The organism is Lactiplantibacillus paraxiangfangensis (assembly GCF_036246185.1).
Lineage (GTDB): Bacteria > Bacillota > Bacilli > Lactobacillales > Lactobacillaceae > Lactiplantibacillus > Lactiplantibacillus paraxiangfangensis.
In genome coordinates this window covers 1-17,556 of sequence record NZ_BTPW01000015.1, presented here as the reverse complement: position 1 = coordinate 17,556, position 17,556 = coordinate 1, and the positions used below count along the sequence as shown (strand labels likewise).

General features: G+C 46.7%; 13 protein-coding genes. 5 read left to right on the top strand and 8 right to left on the bottom strand.

The genetic code is table 11. The annotated features are described in order from the left end of the window. Positions 1-63 precede the first annotated feature (63 nt). Positions 64-1,095: an aldose epimerase family protein gene (locus AAA939_RS09430; protein WP_338207768.1), complete on the bottom strand. Its 1,032-nt coding sequence runs from the start codon at positions 1,093-1,095 to the stop codon at positions 64-66. 409 nt (positions 1,096-1,504) lie between these two features. On the opposite strand from AAA939_RS09430, the gene AAA939_RS09425 reads away from it, so the two are divergent. Continuing rightward, positions 1,505-3,538, top strand: coding sequence for a beta-galactosidase (locus tag AAA939_RS09425; protein ID WP_338207767.1), 2,034 nt, complete (start codon positions 1,505-1,507; stop codon positions 3,536-3,538). Between the two features lie 520 nt (positions 3,539-4,058). Here AAA939_RS09425 and xylB read toward each other — a convergent pair. The 4 genes from xylB to yicI all read right to left on the bottom strand — a co-directional run bounded on the left by xylB (position 4,059) and on the right by yicI (position 10,829). Continuing rightward, positions 4,059-5,564: a xylulokinase gene (gene xylB, locus AAA939_RS09420; RefSeq protein WP_338207766.1), complete on the bottom strand. Its 1,506-nt coding sequence runs from the start codon at positions 5,562-5,564 to the stop codon at positions 4,059-4,061. Positions 5,565-5,663: 99 nt separating this feature from the next. Continuing rightward, positions 5,664-7,019: a xylose isomerase gene (gene xylA / locus AAA939_RS09415; protein ID WP_338207765.1), complete on the bottom strand. Its 1,356-nt coding sequence runs from the start codon at positions 7,017-7,019 to the stop codon at positions 5,664-5,666. 233 nt (positions 7,020-7,252) lie between these two features. Then, a complete protein-coding gene (locus AAA939_RS09410) occupies positions 7,253-8,443 on the bottom strand; it encodes an ROK family protein (RefSeq protein WP_338207764.1) in 1,191 nt (396 codons plus the stop codon). A 97-nt stretch (positions 8,444-8,540) separates the two neighbouring features. Further along, entirely contained in the window at positions 8,541-10,829 is a 2,289-nt protein-coding gene (yicI, locus tag AAA939_RS09405) for an alpha-xylosidase (protein ID WP_338207763.1), read from the bottom strand. 350 nt (positions 10,830-11,179) lie between these two features. Between yicI and AAA939_RS09400 the strand changes: the two genes are divergently transcribed. From AAA939_RS09400 to AAA939_RS09385, 4 genes are all read left to right on the top strand, one after another. Next, entirely contained in the window at positions 11,180-12,424 is a 1,245-nt protein-coding gene (locus tag AAA939_RS09400; RefSeq protein ID WP_338207762.1) for a PTS sugar transporter subunit IIC, read from the top strand. Positions 12,425-12,448: 24 nt separating this feature from the next. Continuing rightward, complete coding sequence (locus AAA939_RS09395; protein WP_338207761.1) at positions 12,449-13,237, top strand: alpha/beta hydrolase; 789 nt, start codon at positions 12,449-12,451, stop codon at positions 13,235-13,237. Continuing rightward, positions 13,237-14,121, top strand: a complete 885-nt coding sequence (locus AAA939_RS09390) for an ROK family protein (RefSeq protein WP_338207760.1) — start codon at positions 13,237-13,239, stop codon at positions 14,119-14,121. The genes AAA939_RS09395 and AAA939_RS09390 overlap by 1 nt, the downstream gene beginning before the upstream one ends. Before the next feature lie 94 nt (positions 14,122-14,215). Continuing rightward, complete coding sequence (locus AAA939_RS09385) at positions 14,216-15,022, top strand: AraC family transcriptional regulator (RefSeq protein WP_338207759.1); 807 nt, start codon at positions 14,216-14,218, stop codon at positions 15,020-15,022. Positions 15,023-15,078: 56 nt separating this feature from the next. Here AAA939_RS09385 and AAA939_RS09380 read toward each other — a convergent pair whose 3' ends face one another. From AAA939_RS09380 to AAA939_RS09370, 3 genes are all read right to left on the bottom strand, one after another. Beyond that, positions 15,079-16,077, bottom strand: a complete 999-nt coding sequence (locus tag AAA939_RS09380) for an SGNH/GDSL hydrolase family protein (protein ID WP_338207758.1) — start codon at positions 16,075-16,077, stop codon at positions 15,079-15,081. Positions 16,078-16,316: 239 nt separating this feature from the next. Next, a complete protein-coding gene (locus AAA939_RS09375; RefSeq protein ID WP_338230857.1) occupies positions 16,317-17,015 on the bottom strand; it encodes a carbohydrate ABC transporter permease in 699 nt (232 codons plus the stop codon). Between the two features lie 59 nt (positions 17,016-17,074). Further along, positions 17,075-17,556: IS3 family transposase (locus AAA939_RS09370; RefSeq protein WP_338230856.1), on the bottom strand; the 482-nt coding region annotated here is incomplete at its 5' end.

Sequence of the window (17,556 nt, the reverse complement as noted above, 5' to 3'; positions counted from 1 at the left end):
GTATGCTTATTACAACTATTAGGTACAGTAAGGGCCACATCTTCGGATGTGGCCCTTACTTTTTTATTCACCTAAATAGTGATAATCAAACATAATGTGTCGCGTGACCGGTTGATCCGGACGAAGTGTAATATCGCCGAACCCCGGATGGTTGATGGCGTCTGGTAACGTCTGAGCCTCGGTTGCTAACGAATTATACCGCTGTGCATCCTGGTTTTCACCGTCGACCGGGTCAGCCGTGAAAATCACGAGCCCGTTGCGATCCGAATAAATATCGATGCGCCGTTTGCCATCAGTATCTCCTACCGAAGCGACCGGCACCGTCAAACTAGGCGCAACCTCATAAGCGTCGTCGAATTCAACCTTGCCGTTCTCCGCTTTTAAATCTGCCAAAGCAGTCGTCAACGTGCGGGACTGGTTGAAATCATACGCCGTTTGCGCAACCGGTAACAGTTTCCCCGTGGGGAGCTTTTCTGCCGCGGTCTCAACCCGCTTTTCACTGTTAATTTGAAGCCATTGATGGTCAAGATTCTGTTGACCATCCGTGACGTTCCAATAGACGTGGTTAGTGGGATTAAACAGCGTAGGTGCGTCCGTTTGTGCCCCGTATTCAAGGCTAACTTGGTCTTTCTCATTAAGCGTAAATTTGATTTTCAGGGCTAAATTTCCCGGGTAATGATCGTCACTAGCCTTAACGTGATGTGTCAGCGTGACACTGGCCGCGTCGTCACTTTGCGCTACTTGCCCCGCGTAATTAATCTTAGTAAAGCCATGGTAACCACCGTGTAAGGAGTGATTTTCCTCATTCATGTCGACGTGGTAAATCTGCCCGTCCAATTCAAACTGCGCACCACTGATTCGACCGGCGACCCGACCAACGGACTGACTGATGTTAAAGACGTTATGTAAGTAATCGTCTAAAGTCTTTAAGCCAATCGTCAACGGGTGTTCCTGCCCGTTTTCAACGACTACGAACTCTTGCAAAGTCCCGCCAAGACTCAGAACCGCAATTCGGGTTTGGTGTGAATTCGTCAGCACATAACGCACGACCTTTTCACCATTTAGTTCACCAAAAACCTCTTTTTTAATTTTCAAACTGTTGCACCTCCAAATGGTATAAAGCGTTTTCATTAATTATTATAACGTAAATTAACAAACTTTTACTAAAATATCAAAAAGCTCGTCGTGAAATTGGCCATAGTGACCCTTCATGACGAGCTTTCTTGATTATCTTTAAATATTCATCTAACAAAAATTATTGTTTATAGCCACCCGTAATATGGATTCTAATAGCCTATTTAGAATTTTGACGAAAATGTTTAGTTATCAATACTTTTAGTACATTTACGCAAAAGTATCACTGTTATCAGTCTAGTTAAGCAAAATAAGAATAGTTTAGCTTTGTGATATAAATAGAGAATTATGTTGAATTACATTACCCGCATTCTGTGATAATTTAAGTATTGTAAACGATTACCAAACATCGGATGGAGGCACCTAAATTATGAATCAAACATTTTTAAAAGACTACCCAATCCTATTCGGTGGCGACTACAACCCCGAACAGTGGCCAGAAGACACCTGGGAAAAGGACTTAACGATGCTGGAAAAAGCCCACGTTAACTCCGCGACCATCAACGTGTTCTCGTGGGCCTTACTTGAACCTAAAGAAAACACCTACGACTTCAGTATGCTAGACAAGATCATTGCCTTGCTTGGCCAACACCATTTCCAAATCGTCATGGCGACGTCAACCGCCGCTTTACCCGCTTGGATGACTAAGAAGTATCTAGACGTTAACCGGGTCGACACCCACGGGATCCGCCAAGGCTTTGGTAAGCGGCATAACGCCTGCCCGAACAGCCCTAACTTCCAACGACTCGCTAAGGGATTGGTCACTCAGATTGCCAAACGCTACGCGGGCAACCCGAATATCGTCTGTTGGCATATTTCTAACGAGTACGGTGGCCAGTGTTACTGTGACAACTGTGCGCAAGCTTTCCGCGTTTGGCTGAAAAAGCGCTACGCTTCCCTGGCTGAATTAAACGACGCGTGGAACGCCAATATGTGGAGCCACACGTTCAACGACTGGGACGAAATCGTGCCACCGGATCAACATACGGATGAATTCGAAAACGGTGGCGCCACGCTTGGCGGCGAATCACTCGACTACCGCCGTTTCCAATCCGATAGTCTACTTGCTAACTTCAAGATGGAAAAAGATATCATTCGTGACCTCGATACGACGACCCCCATTACGACTAACTTTATGGGAACCCAGAAAGATTTAGACTACTTTAAGTGGGCTAAGGAACTCGACGTCGTTTCATGGGATAACTACCCTAGCTTTGACACGCCCGCATCCTTTACCGCGATGAACCATGACTTAATGTACGGCTTAAAGCACGCGCCGTTCATGCTCATGGAACAAACACCGAGCCAACAAAACTGGCAACCGTATAACGCACTCAAGGACCCCGGTGAATTCCGGATGCTCAGTTTCCAAGCGATGGCGCACGGCGCTAACACCGTTCAGGTCTTCCAGTTGCGGCAAGCTCGTAACGGTTGCGAATCCTTACACGGCGCAATTATTTCGCACGTTGATTCTACGGAAACCCGGGTCTTCAAAGAAGCTGGTCAAATTGGTGCCGAACTCCAAAAATTGCCAGCCGATTTATTAACGAGTCAACGACACGCCCAAGTTGCGATTGTTTTTGACTGGAACAGTTTCTGGGCACTCGACTTCGCGCTGGGTCCTAACATTCGCTTACAGTACGTTGACCAAGTGCACGCCTACTACCAGTATTTCTATAACCACAACATCCCCGTTGAGATGATCTCACCGGAAGATGATTTTTCCGACTACGAAGTCGTGATTGCCCCGGCACTCTTCATGTTTAAACACGGTTTGGCCGATAAAGTTAACGACTACGTTCACGCCGGCGGTAACTTCATTACCAACACGATGAGCGCAACCGTCGACGAACACGATAACGTTTATCAAGGCGGCTACTTCAAGCAACTGGAACCAGCCCTTGGACTTTGGTCCGAAGAATGGGACGTCTTGCCACCCGTCAGCACCTGCCAGATTACGTTTAACGACCAAACAACGGCCAAAGCCAACATTGTCTGCAGCCTGTTACACCTTGGCACTGCAAAACCGTTAGCTAGCTATGAAGCGGACAAGTTCTACAACGCAACGCCCGCCGTCACCCAAAACGCGTACGGTAAAGGCCACGGCTTCTTTGTCGGAACTTACCTCGATCAAGCTGGCATGGAAGTGCTCGGCGCCCAATTAATGCCGTTATTGAATCTTAAAACAAGCGACCAGCCAACCACTGACAGTCAGGGCATCGAATTAACGACCCGGAAATCAGCAAGTGCCCGCTACGATTTCTTGATCAACACGACCGCCGACACCCGCACTTATCACTACGCGGCACCAGCGAACGCTAAAGATTTGTTAACTGGTAAGGCTGTCAATAGTGGCGTCTTAACACTCGCCCCTTACGCCGTTCAAATTATTCAGGCCAACTAAGCTCTTTTCCGGATAACGCTTTAATTTGAATTACAAACAAATCTCGTGCAACAAAAGAAGAATACCTGTTCAGAAATCAGCGTTTCTGAACAGGTATTCTTTTGTGCTCATTTTCCCAGTATGTGGTAAAAGTCATTTATCTATCATTACGAACGCGCTAGCTCGTTGCATGGCCAGAGGTTGGCGCTGATAACATCGGTCGTGAAGGTGGTCTTAGGCCGGTGAATTCTTCCGGCCTTAAACCACGGACAGTCCGGGACAGCTGCCATTTAAAGAGTGTTCCAGGCGAGGGACGAGACCGCTTCTCAGGCTCGACCCGGTCCCACGACCGCATGTTATCAGCGCCAACCGGACTAGGTACCTATTTCTGAACAGTCATTTCTTATTATTATGGTCGAAACGTGGACCAAAAGGCAGTTTATTCCGCTTAACCCGGCATCAGCGACCGTCCCAAACCCAGGGACAATCACTGATGCCACGTTAATGCTCACAAACTAATCGCCTTTTGGTCCACTCTTACCTATTCCGCCCGCCGATAAGCCATCAGCGCCGCAGTCATGCCCTTAGTTTGTGAATAAGCTTGGTGATAGACTTGGTCGATCTGTTGATAAGCCGTCACGTTTTCAGCAATCGGTTCGTAGACCTTGCCGTAGTGAACGAAGGTTTGGGCGCAGTCTTCCATCGAATCAAACCAGCCCAGACCAGTGGCCGCAATCATTGCCGCCCCCATGCCGGGTCCCTGCTCATTTTGTAAGCTGACTACGGGGTGATTGAAGATATCGGCTTGGATTTGTAGCCAGAGCGGGCTCTTCGCCCCTCCACCGATGGCGACCACCGTCTTAAACTGACTGCCGTGTTCTTCGTAGATCTGCATTAAATCTTTGAATGAAAAGATGATACCTTCCAAAACGGCCCGCACAAAGTCGTAGCGCTGGTGCGTGCCGTCGATGCCGATGAAGCTCCCGCGAATGTCGGCGTCGGCGTACGGCGCCCGTTCACCCACGATGTACGGGGTAAAGATTAAGCCATTGGCACCAACCGTCGACTTGGCAGCGCTAGCGACCATTTCCGTAAAATCAACGTCTGGTGCAAACGTCTTTTTAAACCAGCTCAATGAATAGCCAGCCGCCAAGGTGACGCCCATCGAGTAATACTTGTCAGGAAAGGCGTGGTCTTCAAACTGCAAAACGCCGTGATAATTCGTATTGGGGTTATCTTCATACTTCAAGACCACGCCCGACGTCCCAATGCTGGCCATGACTTTGTCTTCAGATAAAATTCCGGCACCAACCGCACCGGCAGCGTTATCCGCAGCCCCACCATAAACCTTGGTGGTAATCGTTAACCCGGTCTGTTGCGCATACTTCGGTGTGACGTTACCCGCAAAGTCCACCGACTTCATCAAAGGTGGGCAGATCCGTTCAGGAATCCCGAGCTGTTCACAAATTGTCTTGCTCCACTTGCCCGTTTTAACGTCTAACAGGACCGTCCCGGTCGCATCGGAGTAATCCATGGCGAGCTGCCCCGTCATGCGGTAACGAACGTAATCCTTAGGCAAAACGAAGCAATCCGCTTGGGCCCAAATTTCAGGTTCATTTTCTTTGACCCACAGTAACTTAGGTAACGTGAAGCCTTCGAGTGGCCGGTTACCCGTAATATCAACAAATTGATCACCCAACACCCGTTCAATTTCATGACACTGTGGCGTAGTTCGGGTATCGTTCCATAAAATTGCCGGTCGTAACACTTGGTGGTTTGCGTCCAGCAAAACTAACCCGTGCATTTGTCCCGAGTAACTAATGCCTTGAATGTCTTCAGGCTTTACATGGTCCTCACTGATTAACCGTTGAATAGCAGCCGTCGTACTGGTGACCCAGTCTTCGGGCCGTTGTTCACTATAACCCGGTTGTGGCTGTTGTAATTCATAGCCGACACTTTGCTGGGCAACAACGGTCCCCGCTTTATCTACGGCCAACACTTTAACGGCGCTGGTCCCTAAATCAACACCTAACACTACTGCACTCATATTTTTCACCAACTTTTTATTTTTAAAAAAGGACCCGCGACGTTGGTCTCAGGCCCTCCCATTCTCTATCTCAAAATGTCATCAATTCTCTTAACCTAATTATTTACTTAACGTATCGATAATGTAGTGGTTGATCGTATCCTTGATTTCTTCAAGGTGATCAGAACTAGTTGCGGCTAATAATTCAGATTGTGGCTTGTCGATCGCGTACTTTTCAAGGGACTTGAAGTCAGCCTTGCCGCTTTCGATATCCGCACCGATACCACTGCCGTATGAGGCGTAGCGGTTCTTCACGATATCTTCCAAGAAGCCGTCTTCCTTCATCTTCATGGCAACCCGTAGACCAGCAGCGAAGCTGTCCATCCCAACGATGTGGCCGTAGAATAAGTCGTTTGGTGCGAAGGATGACCGGCGTGGTTTAGCATCGAAGTTCAAACCACCGCGAGGGCCGATACCGCCGTTTTCAACGACTTCGTACATTGCAGCAGTCGTTTCGTAAAGGTTAGAAGGATATTCATCGATATCCCAGCCTATCAACTTGTCACCCTGGTTAGCATCCAATGAGCCTAATAAGCCGGCTTCACGGGCAACCCGAATTTCGTGTTGATAAGTATGACCAGCCAAGTTAGCGTGGTTACCTTCCAAGTTCAACTTGAAGTCTTTATCCAAACCATAAGTCTTCATGAAAGCAATCGTCGTTGCGGCATCAAAGTCATATTGATGGGTCGATGGTTCCTTTGGCTTTGGTTCGAGTAACATTTGGCCGTCAAACCCAATTTCGTTAGCGTAATCCTTCGCCATGTGGAAGAATTTAGCGGCGTGTTCTTGTTCAGCCTTCATGTTCGTGTTCCAAAGTGATTCGTAACCTTCACGGCCACCCCAGAAGACATAGTTTTCAGCACCGACGCGCTTCCCAATTTCCAAGCTGTGCTTCAATTGTGCAGCGGAGTAGGCGAAAATGTCTGCGGATGGTGATGTTGCGGCCCCTTCAACAAAACGAGGGTTGGTAAACATGTTGGAAGTATTCCAAAGAACCTTCATCCCGGTCGTCTTTTGATATTCAACGATGCGGTCAACAACTTTGTCCAGATTCTTGTTGGTTTCACGTAACGTGTCACCTTCTGGGGCTAAGTCGCGGTCGTGGAAGCATAAGTAGTCAACGCCTAATTTGTCATAAAATTCAAAGGCGGCATCCACTTTAGCCAAAGCTAAGTCCATCGGATCGGTAATGTGATCGTATGGACGTTGCGCAGTCCCATCACCAAATGGGTCGACTAACCGTTGATCAAAAGTGTGCCAGTAGGCAACCGCAAAGCGAAGCCAGTCGCGCATCTTTTTCCCACCGATCACTTCGTCAGGATTGTAATATTGAAAACCTAAGCCAGATTTTTTATCTTGATGGCCGACGTACTGAATCTTGTCGACGCCTTTCCAATAACTTGTTTTTGTTTGCATTTCGATATCCCTCCACGTTAGTTTGTTCCAACAACCAACTTACAAGTATCATTATAAAACTTAGTTTCGCAAATGCAAGCGCTTTCTAAATTTTGACAAAACTGCTTCATTTTCACCACTTTTATCCACATTATTCAAAATTTTCAGTCACTTAAAACAACAGCAAAACGCCCCCACACCAGTTACATACTGGTATGGGGACGTTTAAAGGTTATTTCTTTCATTATGACGGCTTAATTTTCACTGGCAACGTCTGCGACTTCACCTTGTTGGAACCGGAGTTCATAGTCATCTAGATTCAAAACATGGTGCGTAATTAGTGAGCAGCCCCCCAGTAACGTCACGTACTGGGTCCGCGGAATTAAGTTAATTGGAAAGTCCGTTTGGGCAATGTCTTGATAGTCGCCTCGAATTTCATCCATCAGTTCTGGTAACCCTTCAACGAGCGGCGAGTTGATAAAGACCGCCTGGGGATCAAGCATGGTGACCACGTTAAAGATGAGGCCCGCCACGACGCTGCACGCTTGCCGTAAAATCCGTTCCGTATCACGGTCACCAGCCTCAAAGAGTTTGATAATCGCAGCGCGGTCTAAGTGTTCAATTTGCTTAGCATTTTCAATGCGTGTAATCAGGGCATCTTCTGAACATAGAGACTCCACGGACTGAGCCGCAGTGTTGGGGCCGAGTAAGGTCAGCGTCTTCCCGATTTCACCCCCGCGGCCATTTTCACCCCGCGACAATTGCTGGTCCAAAATAATCCCGGCACCGATCCCACGGTGAATACTTAGCGTCACGAAGCTACGGTAAGGTTGGTCAGTGCTAAAATCACGCGCATAGATAGCAGATAAGTTTGCTTCGTTTTCCAATAAAACCGGGACGTGGTACTGCGTTTCAAAGAGCCGCACCAAGTCGACGTCTTGCATATCGATCCATGGTGATTGCAGGATCTGATTGTCCTTAATAATCCCGTGAATCGAGAAACAAATCCCGAGCAGCCCGTTGACCGTCGTCACTTCAGACGCGATTTTGGCAAGAAAGGCCTGACACTTCGCGACCATGACCGTAATTGGCTGGTCCACAATGTCAATCCGTTGGTACTCGATAATCGTCGTATCAATGTTGTTCGCCGTCGCGTGTAAGTGCCGATAGCCCAGGTCAAACGTCACCGTGTACCCGTAATTGCGGTTAACGGTGACCATCGTTGGCTTCCGGCCCCCAACGTTTGACGCCGCCCCCTGGCCGATTTCGGTCAATAGTTGTTGCGCCATCAAGGTATTATATAGCGATGAGATCGTCGACTTGTGCAATTCTAGCTCGTGTGAGATCTCGATCCGCGACGTTGCCGGATGGTTAATAATTTGTTGTAAAACTAATTTTAAATTTAAATCGTGGAGTTGATCCCGATTCAAACTGCGCTGTTCCATGCCCATGACCTCACCTTTTGTCTAATACCATCATCATATGTATACAAAGACGACTTGTCTACATTTTTGTTAACAAGTCGTCTTTAAAACTGCTTATTTACAGGGTAAGTGCTGCTTGCCCGTTTGTTAACTTAGTTGAAGCAATCCCATCATTTTCATGAACGTAAACCGTAACGTCACCACTAACACCTTGCGTGTCAACGGTCACTTGATTGCCATTCCGGTGTGCCGTGACGGTTGCCACGTCATTGCCATGACCATCAACGATCTTGGTTGCGACTTCACCATTTTGCAATTGATACAGGTGAATGTCGATATCTCGTGTGTAATCGTAGGCCGCGTGAACGGCTTTTGAATTTTGAACTAAGATTGAGTTTGGCCGTGCCAAAACTGGTAGGCTCAATTCGTCAAAGTGTTCATCGATCCATTGACCCGTTGCGGGTGCATCGTAAACTTTGCCGTCTAAGATGCTGGTCCACTTGCCACCTGGAAGGTAGAAATGGGCTTGCCCACGGTCGTTGAAAATTGGTGCGACTAACAGTTGTGACCCAAACATGTATTGGTTACCGTTGTCGTAGACGTTCGGGTCTTCCCCGAATTCTAAGAACATCGGCCGCATCAGTGGGTTTCCATAATGGGCACCGTGCGCTGCTTGCGTGTACAAGTATGGCATCAACGATAACTTCAAGTCTACGAAGCGCTTGGTATTCGCAACCGCTTCGTCATCGAAGTTCCATGGCACCCGGTAAACGTTGCTGCCATGGTAACGACTGTGTGATGACAACAATCCAAATTGCGTCCAGCGTTTGTAAAGGTCTGGTGTTGGACGATCATCCCCGTCTTCGAAACCACCGATATCATGGCTCCAGAAACCAAAACCAGAGAGTAAGAAGGATAACCCACCGCGTAAAGTATCACGCATGGAGTTGTAGTTAGAGAGGCAATCGCCACCCCAGTGTACGGGGTAGGATTGGGAACCGGCAGTTGCGGAGCGTGCAAAGACGACCGCTTCTTCCTTCCCTTTTACTTCTTCAATGGCTTCGTAAACGGCCTGGTTATATTGCAACGTGTAGTAGTTATGTTCTTGTTGCGGGTCGGACCCGTCAAAGAACTTCACGTCATCAACCGGAATCCGTTCACCAAAGTCGGTCTTGAAACAGTCGACACCCATGTCGAGGAGTTCTTTTAACTTGTCTTGGTACCATTTAGTAGCGTCGGGGTTAGTAAAATCAACGAAGCCGTTCCCAGCTTGCCAGAGATCCCATTGCCAAACGTCGCCGTTTTCACGCTTCAATAGGTAGCCCTTATCCTTGGCTTCCTTAAAGAGTGGTGACTTTTGTGCCACGTAAGGGTTTAACCAAACGCAGACTTTAATGCCGCGGTCATGAATCTTCTTCAATAAGCCAGCGGGATCTGGGAACATTTCTTTATCCCAAGCAAGGGTGCACCATTCGAATCCTTTTTGCCAGAAACAGTCGAAGTGAAAGACGTCGAGCGGAATGTGGTGTTCCTTCATGCCGTCGATAAACTTCAACACGGTGGCTTCACTGTAGTCCGTCGTAAACGACGTGCTGAGCCACAGGCCAAATGACCAAGCCGGTGGCAAGTTGATGGCACCCGTTAATTCGGTATAACGGTGCAAAACTTCCTTCGGTGTTGGGCCATAAATCACGTAATATTGAAGGGATTGGCCCTCAGTACTGAACTGAACTCGGTCCACGTTTTCAGAGCCCACTTCAAAGGAAACTCGTTGTGGTTCATCCACGAAGACCCCGTAACCGCGACTACTAATGTAGAACGGCACGTTTTTATAAGCTTGTTCACTACCCGTCCCACAATCTTGGTTCCAAGTATCGACTGACTGACCGTTCTTGACGAAGTTCCCAAACCGTTCGCCTAAACCGTAAATCTTTTCATCGATATCCATTGCGAGTTGTTCGCGCATGTAGCTGACCTTAGTGTCATGATTAAAAATCACACCCTGTGCTTTTTGTGCGGATTCCGTAATCAATTCACCGTTCGCCGTAAACTTCATGTCAAAGTCCGTCTTGAGCGGTAGAGAAACTTTTAACTGGCCACTGGTCAAAGACGCCATCTGATCATCAACTTGAATGTCCACGTCAGGATCTTGGTCATTGATCTTAAACTTAGGCCCGTGATCCTCGCTATCAAAATGTTCTAGTTTTACCCCGATCACATTTTCGATCGGTGAAGTGAACGTCATCGTTGTGGCACCCAAGTTCAACTGGTCACCACGCGATAAGACGCGCTTAAAGGGCGCAAAAGTTGTCAGCGTTTTGCCAACTTTTTTTGCATCGTACGTTTCCATCGGTGATTCAACGTCGTATTCGTCGCGATTCATCCAATAACCATTTGTAAATTTCACTAATCGCACCTTCTTTTAACTTTATTCATCTATATTATTTATTCGCAAAAAAGATTGCTTTTCTGTGTACCGCTAACTATGATTAGTAGGTAAGTTGGTTGTTTTATTCAACTAAATCAAGTTAACGCTTACATTGTACACTCAACGCCACCCATAATTCAAACCATTTTTACAAAAAAGCACAATAAAATTCAGAGCTAAGTATTTTGGCATTATTTTTAGCCGTTATTGCTACGACGGCCATAAATACATTATATTTTAGTTTCATTATCGTGTATTTTTGAATAACTTTACTTAATTACAAGTACGATTAGTCATGCTAAAGTAGGGGCAAAGTGAGGCATCGACGTATGGCAAAAACGATGAAAAAAATGCAATTAGCACTCGATCCGGTCCTAACTAAATTCAGCAATTTGAAAATTCTCTTAATTCTAAACATGGGCTTGAGTTTTATCGGCCCCCTAGTCTTGATTGGCAGCCTATTCGTTATCATAACGCAGTTTCCTTGGGTTGGTTGGCAACACTTCATCCAGCCGGTTCTGCCACAATTGAAGGTTCCAATTCAATTGATTTTCAATTACTTTTCACTCTTAGTGGCCATTAACATGAGTTTTGCAGCGACTAAATTAAATCAATTGAGTCCGCAAGCAGGAACAAGTATCGGCATCATTGCCTATTTAATGGTTAATTTAACGGCAACGGGGCGTTTAAGTCGCACGGCGTTTGGACCGGCTAACTTTTTTACCGCAATCATTGTGCCCATTCTCGCTATCGAAGGACTGAACTGGTTATCTAATCACAACTTTCATCCCCAAAACACGGGTAATTTACCCCCGGCCGTGCCGGCGTCGTTTCTAAGCGGACTACCCGCACTGTGCGTTCTCCTGGTGACCGGCCTGTTGCAATGGCTGTCACCCTGGTCAATCAGCACGTTAATTCAGCGCATCTTTACACCGCTGATCGTTGGGTTCAATAGTTTTCTGGGTATTATGGTCATCTTATTTTTAACCTTACTCTTATGGGGACTAGGGATTCACGGCAACAACGTCATTGGCGCGCTGCTCAGTCCATTTTTCCTACAGTCGTTAGTGCTCAACGGTCTGAACGTGACTAACGGTCAGGCGGCTTCCCGGATCACCGCCGATGGTTTCCTAAACTTCGGAATGAACATTGGTGGTACCGGGGCCATTCTTGCGCTAACCCTGTGCGCGTTAACTGCAAAAAGTAAGCGCTTTAAAGAACTGGGACACATGAGTTTGGTGCCATCATGCTTCGGCATTAGTGAAGCAGTCATGTTCGGGCTCCCCGTTGTGATGAATCCTGTGCTGGTGATTCCATTCATTGGAATTCCCATGCTCTTACAGGGATTAACTTACATCTTGATGCAGGCCCACGTGATCGGTATGGTCGTCGCCCAAGTGCCATGGACCACCCCAACGATTCTAAACGGCTTTCTCGTTACCGGGGGCGATTGGCGCGCCGCCGTCTGGCAATTGATTGAACTGATCATTGCCGTTGTCATCTACTGGCCCTTCTTCCACGCCTATGACCGCCAAACCTGGCAGGGGGAACAATTGCAAGCCAGCGCTAATTAAATCTGATTCAGGAGGATTTTAAAAATGTCGCTACATCAAACCACGTTTTATTCGAACGAATTACAAATGAACACCACGGCGTACGTCATCTTACCAGAGTCAAAGGTGGGCAATGACGTCCCCATTCAACCGGCGGCCCACCGCCTACCCGTTATGTGGCTCTTGCACGGCCTGTTCGACGATGAATCAATGTTCTTACGCTACACATCGATCGAACGCTACGCAAGCGATACGGGAATTGCCGTCGTCATGCCCCGTGCTGAACGGAGTTTTTACACCGACATGGCGGCGGGTGGCCGCTACTGGCACTTCATTACCGAAGAACTCCCACAACGGATGCGCTTCTTTTATCCCTTGTCATTAGATCCTAGCGAAAACTTCGTCGCCGGGGCTTCCATGGGCGGCTACGGCGCTTATAAATGGGCCTTCACCCATCCCGAGCGCTTCGCCGCGGTCGCAGCCCTCTCTGGGGTGATGGACGTTACCAAGTTCGGGCAGGATAACCCTAACTTGGTGCCCGACTGGTCCTTGATTTTTGATCAGTCCGACCTTCATCAGACCCCCGCAGACTTGACCTACTTAGCCACGCACTTACCAGCAAACCAGCTCCAAGTGCTTCAAACGGTTGGGACTGAAGATTTTCTTTATCAGATGAATCAGGCCATCCGCCCAGTGCTGACCAAGACGTTTGCTGAGCGTTACACTTACCTTGAGGGGCCCGGCAACCACGATTTCAAGTTCTGGGACCACCAGTTACCAACGATTATGGCTTGGTTTAAAACAATTTTGACAAATAAGGAAGGTACTAAATAATGACACAAACAATTGGTTTAATTGACGTTGGCGGCACTAGCATCAAGCTGGGGGCTTGGGCGGATCAACAAGTCCACACTTATCCAGCGATTCCAACACCCGCGACGCTAGCAGAATTTTATACCGCCCTCACCGCGGCCGTTGAACAGATGAAACGCGACTACCATATTAGCGGTGTCGGCATCAGTTCTCCCGGTGCCGTTAACAAGCAGTCTGGCCAAATTGAAGGTGCGAGCGCCATTCCTTACATCCACTACTTCGACATTCATTCAGCACTGGTAGAAAAGTTCGGCCTCCCCGTCACCATCGAAAACGACGCAAACTGTGCCGCCTTAGCTGAAGTCGCAGCTGGTGCTGGTAAAGATGTTGATAACCTGATTTTTATGATTATTGGAACCGGGATTGGTGGTGCCATCATCGAACATAAACAGGTTGAACACGGTGCCCACCTCTTTGGTGGTGAACTTGGTTACATGTTAATGGACGACCAGTCGACCTTAAGCGAACTTGGCTCACCAGTCCGGGTCGGCAAACGGTACACGAAGCGCGTTAACGACGGTCAGACTTACAGCGGTAAGGACGTCTTCGCCTTGGCTGACCAAGGAAACGTCGACGCTCAAGCTGAAGTTCAGACCATGTACGCCGCTTTAGCGAAAGCCATTTACAACTTGCAATACAGTTTCGATCCTGAAAAGATTGTTTTGGGCGGCGCGGTTTCTAATAACCCCGAATTAATTCCCGGCATTCTCGCTGAAATCAAGAAGATTCGCAAAATCGTGACTATCGCTCCCTTCGATCCCGAAGTGGTGCCGTGCGCCTTCACTGACGGGGCCAATTTACGCGGTGCCGCGGTTGATTTTATGAATACTTATCCAGAAAAATAAGTTTTTTTGCATTTTTTAGCACGTGTCACCCGCTTTCACGAGTGCCGCGTGCTATTATAAATGACGTTAGATTAAGTTTGGGGGCCTCTTTACTATGCGCTATAGCTTTCGTGTTACTGACCGATCACTACCGTTCTTCGTAGACAGTATCGGCTATGATTGGCACCAAGAAGATATTAACCGTCCTCACGGCTACCCATACGTTCACTGGTTACAAGGCTTATCCGGCACCGGTGAAGTAACCGTGGGTGATCATACTTTTTCACTGGGACCGGGACAAGGCCTTTTGATCAACCAAGGCATCCCACACGCCTACCACTCAAACGGTGGCGACTGGCAAACCGAGTTCTTTACCTTCGGTGGTGCTTTAATTGCGGAAGCCACGGCCATGCTGGGTTTTCATGATTATTTATTGATTAAAGAAGAAGACAACCAGGTGTTTGATTTTATTAAAACCCATCACTTGGAGATTGAAGACCCCGATCCACTGAAGATTTACCATTCATCCGAGTTAGTGTACAGTTTCCTACTATTATTGAAGCGCCACATGATCACCAATCCACGTAATCAACCAATTTACCAAAACGTGATTGAGCCAATTATTCAGTTGATTCACGACCGTTACAGTGAAGACCTTGAGAACAACGATTTTGCGGAGTTTTCTAATTACAGTGAACAGTACATCTTGGAAGTCTTTCGGAAGTTCGCGGGTACGTCGCCGCACCAGTACTTATTGCAGTACCGGATTCAAAAGGCCAAGGAACTCCTGCTGAATAACTCAAAGTATTCCGTTGAACAGGTTGGTAAAATGGTTGGCTTCAACACCAACAGCCACTTCATCTCCGTCTTCAAACGTTTTGAGCACATCACCCCCGGGAAGTTCCGGCATTTCTACTTTTAAAAAACAAGAGCACCATCATAAGACTGCCTAACTAGTCTTATGATGGTGCTCTTTATTTAATCAAAAAACTCTGACCCAAGCTGGCTCCTAAGCTTATTTGCTAGGTAAAGTCCCAACTTTCTCGAGCCTAATGCATTAGGATGAAGCCCATCCGTCAGCTCAAACTGCCAACTTCCAGTATCAACATACACCGCATTAGGGATTGCCTTAACCACGCGTTGGATTTCTGCTGAAAAGTCACCAACAAATGGGCGTAAAGCGACAATCGGCACTCCGGGAGCTCGTTTACTTACAGCTTCCATAAAGGTCTTGTACTCCGATTCAAATAAGTCGCGATTATCCCGATCATTAGTCCCGTAATTGACGATACAAATATCCGGCTGATCACAAATTGCAGAAACACCGTTCATTGCAAAATCTAAGTAATCTAGGGCCTTAGGAACATCGCCCGACCCTCCTGTCGTCACTCCGGTTGCACCAAATGCCATTGGAATATTGGCTAATCGCAAGTTTTCCGACGCGACGTTGCCATAAGACTGAATATAACTATTAGTTTCCGGTTCCGGGTCACCATTAACGTGAATGCCCGCCGTAATTGAATCACCTAAAAACCAAGCGACTTTATTCGTAGGTTTAATCGGCTTAGCATTCGTTGTCGTAATAGCTTTAACTGCCAATCCCTTGCCACCAAACCAGACATCATCCGTTTCTTTGATTGCATCAACAACGATGCGAACATTATGTTCCCCGGGGTTTAAACGTTTAGAAATGATACAGTGTTCCGTAGCTGGCATTTTTCGATACGGTTGATGATCAATGGAGACGGCAACAATACCCATCGTTTGTAAAATTTCAAAGTCAATCTCTAAGTAAGTTCCTTCGAATTGAAGGTACATCGATGAGCCTTCCGTAATCGTGCTAACAGTTATCCCATCATCCGTTTTTTGTTCAAACCAGCGTCCTTGAAAATACGCTTCAGGAATCGCCTCGAAATTGGCCTCAGCTGGCCCCATCTCTAATCTATTTGCATAATTAAAAACATGTTCACCAAGCATTATTTGTTCTCCTGTCTTTAAATTAATAAAAGCGACATTTCAATCAACGAAATGTCGCTTTTACTACTTTATGAGTTTAATGGTTACTAACCAGTCTCATTGATTATGTCTTTCCAATCAGGAGTGGGCCTATTAGACATGACAATCAATTTGATCTACTGACTGGAAGGTTGGGGTAGTGATTATAACCAGTCAGTTATCAGCAAACCAACCATCCCCTAAAGTATTGCCAATTCGTTTTATCCCTTATTGGCACCCGTCATACCTTGAACAAAGTACTTTTGTAAGAAGAGGAAGATAACGAAAATTGGAATGGTTGAGATAATAATCAAAACCATGATAATCCCGTAATCAATTGAAAAGTTCGTTGTTGCTGATAATCCGGAAATCAATAGTGGCAATGTCTTTTGGTCATCACTCTGCAAGACGATTAAAGGCCACATATAGTTGTTCCAGGCACCCATGAAGGAGTAAATTGCAGCCGCCGCGAAGGTTGAACGCAATTGTGGTAATACCACGCTCCAGAAAATTCTTATTTCACTGGCGCCATCAATCCGTGCCGATTCAATCGTATCAATCGGGAACGTTTCCAAACTTTGATGGAAGAAGAAGATCAAGAACACTGAGAGAATACCTGGTAAAACAACCGCCCAAGCATTATTGACCAAACCAAAGTTTGTCATCATCCGGTATAGCGGAATCATTAACACAGAGAATGGAATCATCATGGAAGCAATGAAAATTGAGTAAACCCAATTTTTACCACGTGAACGATAAATCTGAAAACCATAGGCGGCTAACGATGAAACAATGATTGAAAGCACAGTTACTAATACCGCAATTTTCAAACTGTTCCAAAAGTCTTGGACAACCGTTGGATTGAAGTCAATATCTGAGACAGGTTTTAAGAGACATTCAGAACCGCGTTTACCTTCCACAGCTCAAATAAATCATTAATCGTGATTAATAACTTATTTGAACCATGGAAAGCATTAAATCAGGCGGCCATTTGGCTCGTAAGTGTTGCAATTTCAACTTGTAAGGGGGTCTGGTAGCCCAGTGAACTATGAATTCTCTTCCTATTGTAGAAAGCATGCACATATTCAAAAAGGACGGCAGCGGCAGTTTCATAATCTTCAAAGACCGGCACTGGATAAACACATTCCTTTTTGAGGGAAGCGTGAAAGGATTCCATTGGCGCATTATCATACGGACAACCCTTACGGCTGTACGAGTGGCGGATATGTAGTTCAGTTAAACGTTGATTGTAATCATCGCTGGTATACTGTGATCCTAAATCCGTATGGATAATCAGGTCCCCAGTAATGGTTCGATTTTTAACCGCGCTTTCGAGGGTCTTTAAGACTAAATCAGTAGCCATCTTTTTTGAGAACGAATAGCCGATAATCCGTCGTGAGTGCAGGTCCATGATGGTTGATAAGTAACACCAGCCATTACGCTTCGTTTGAATATAGGTCA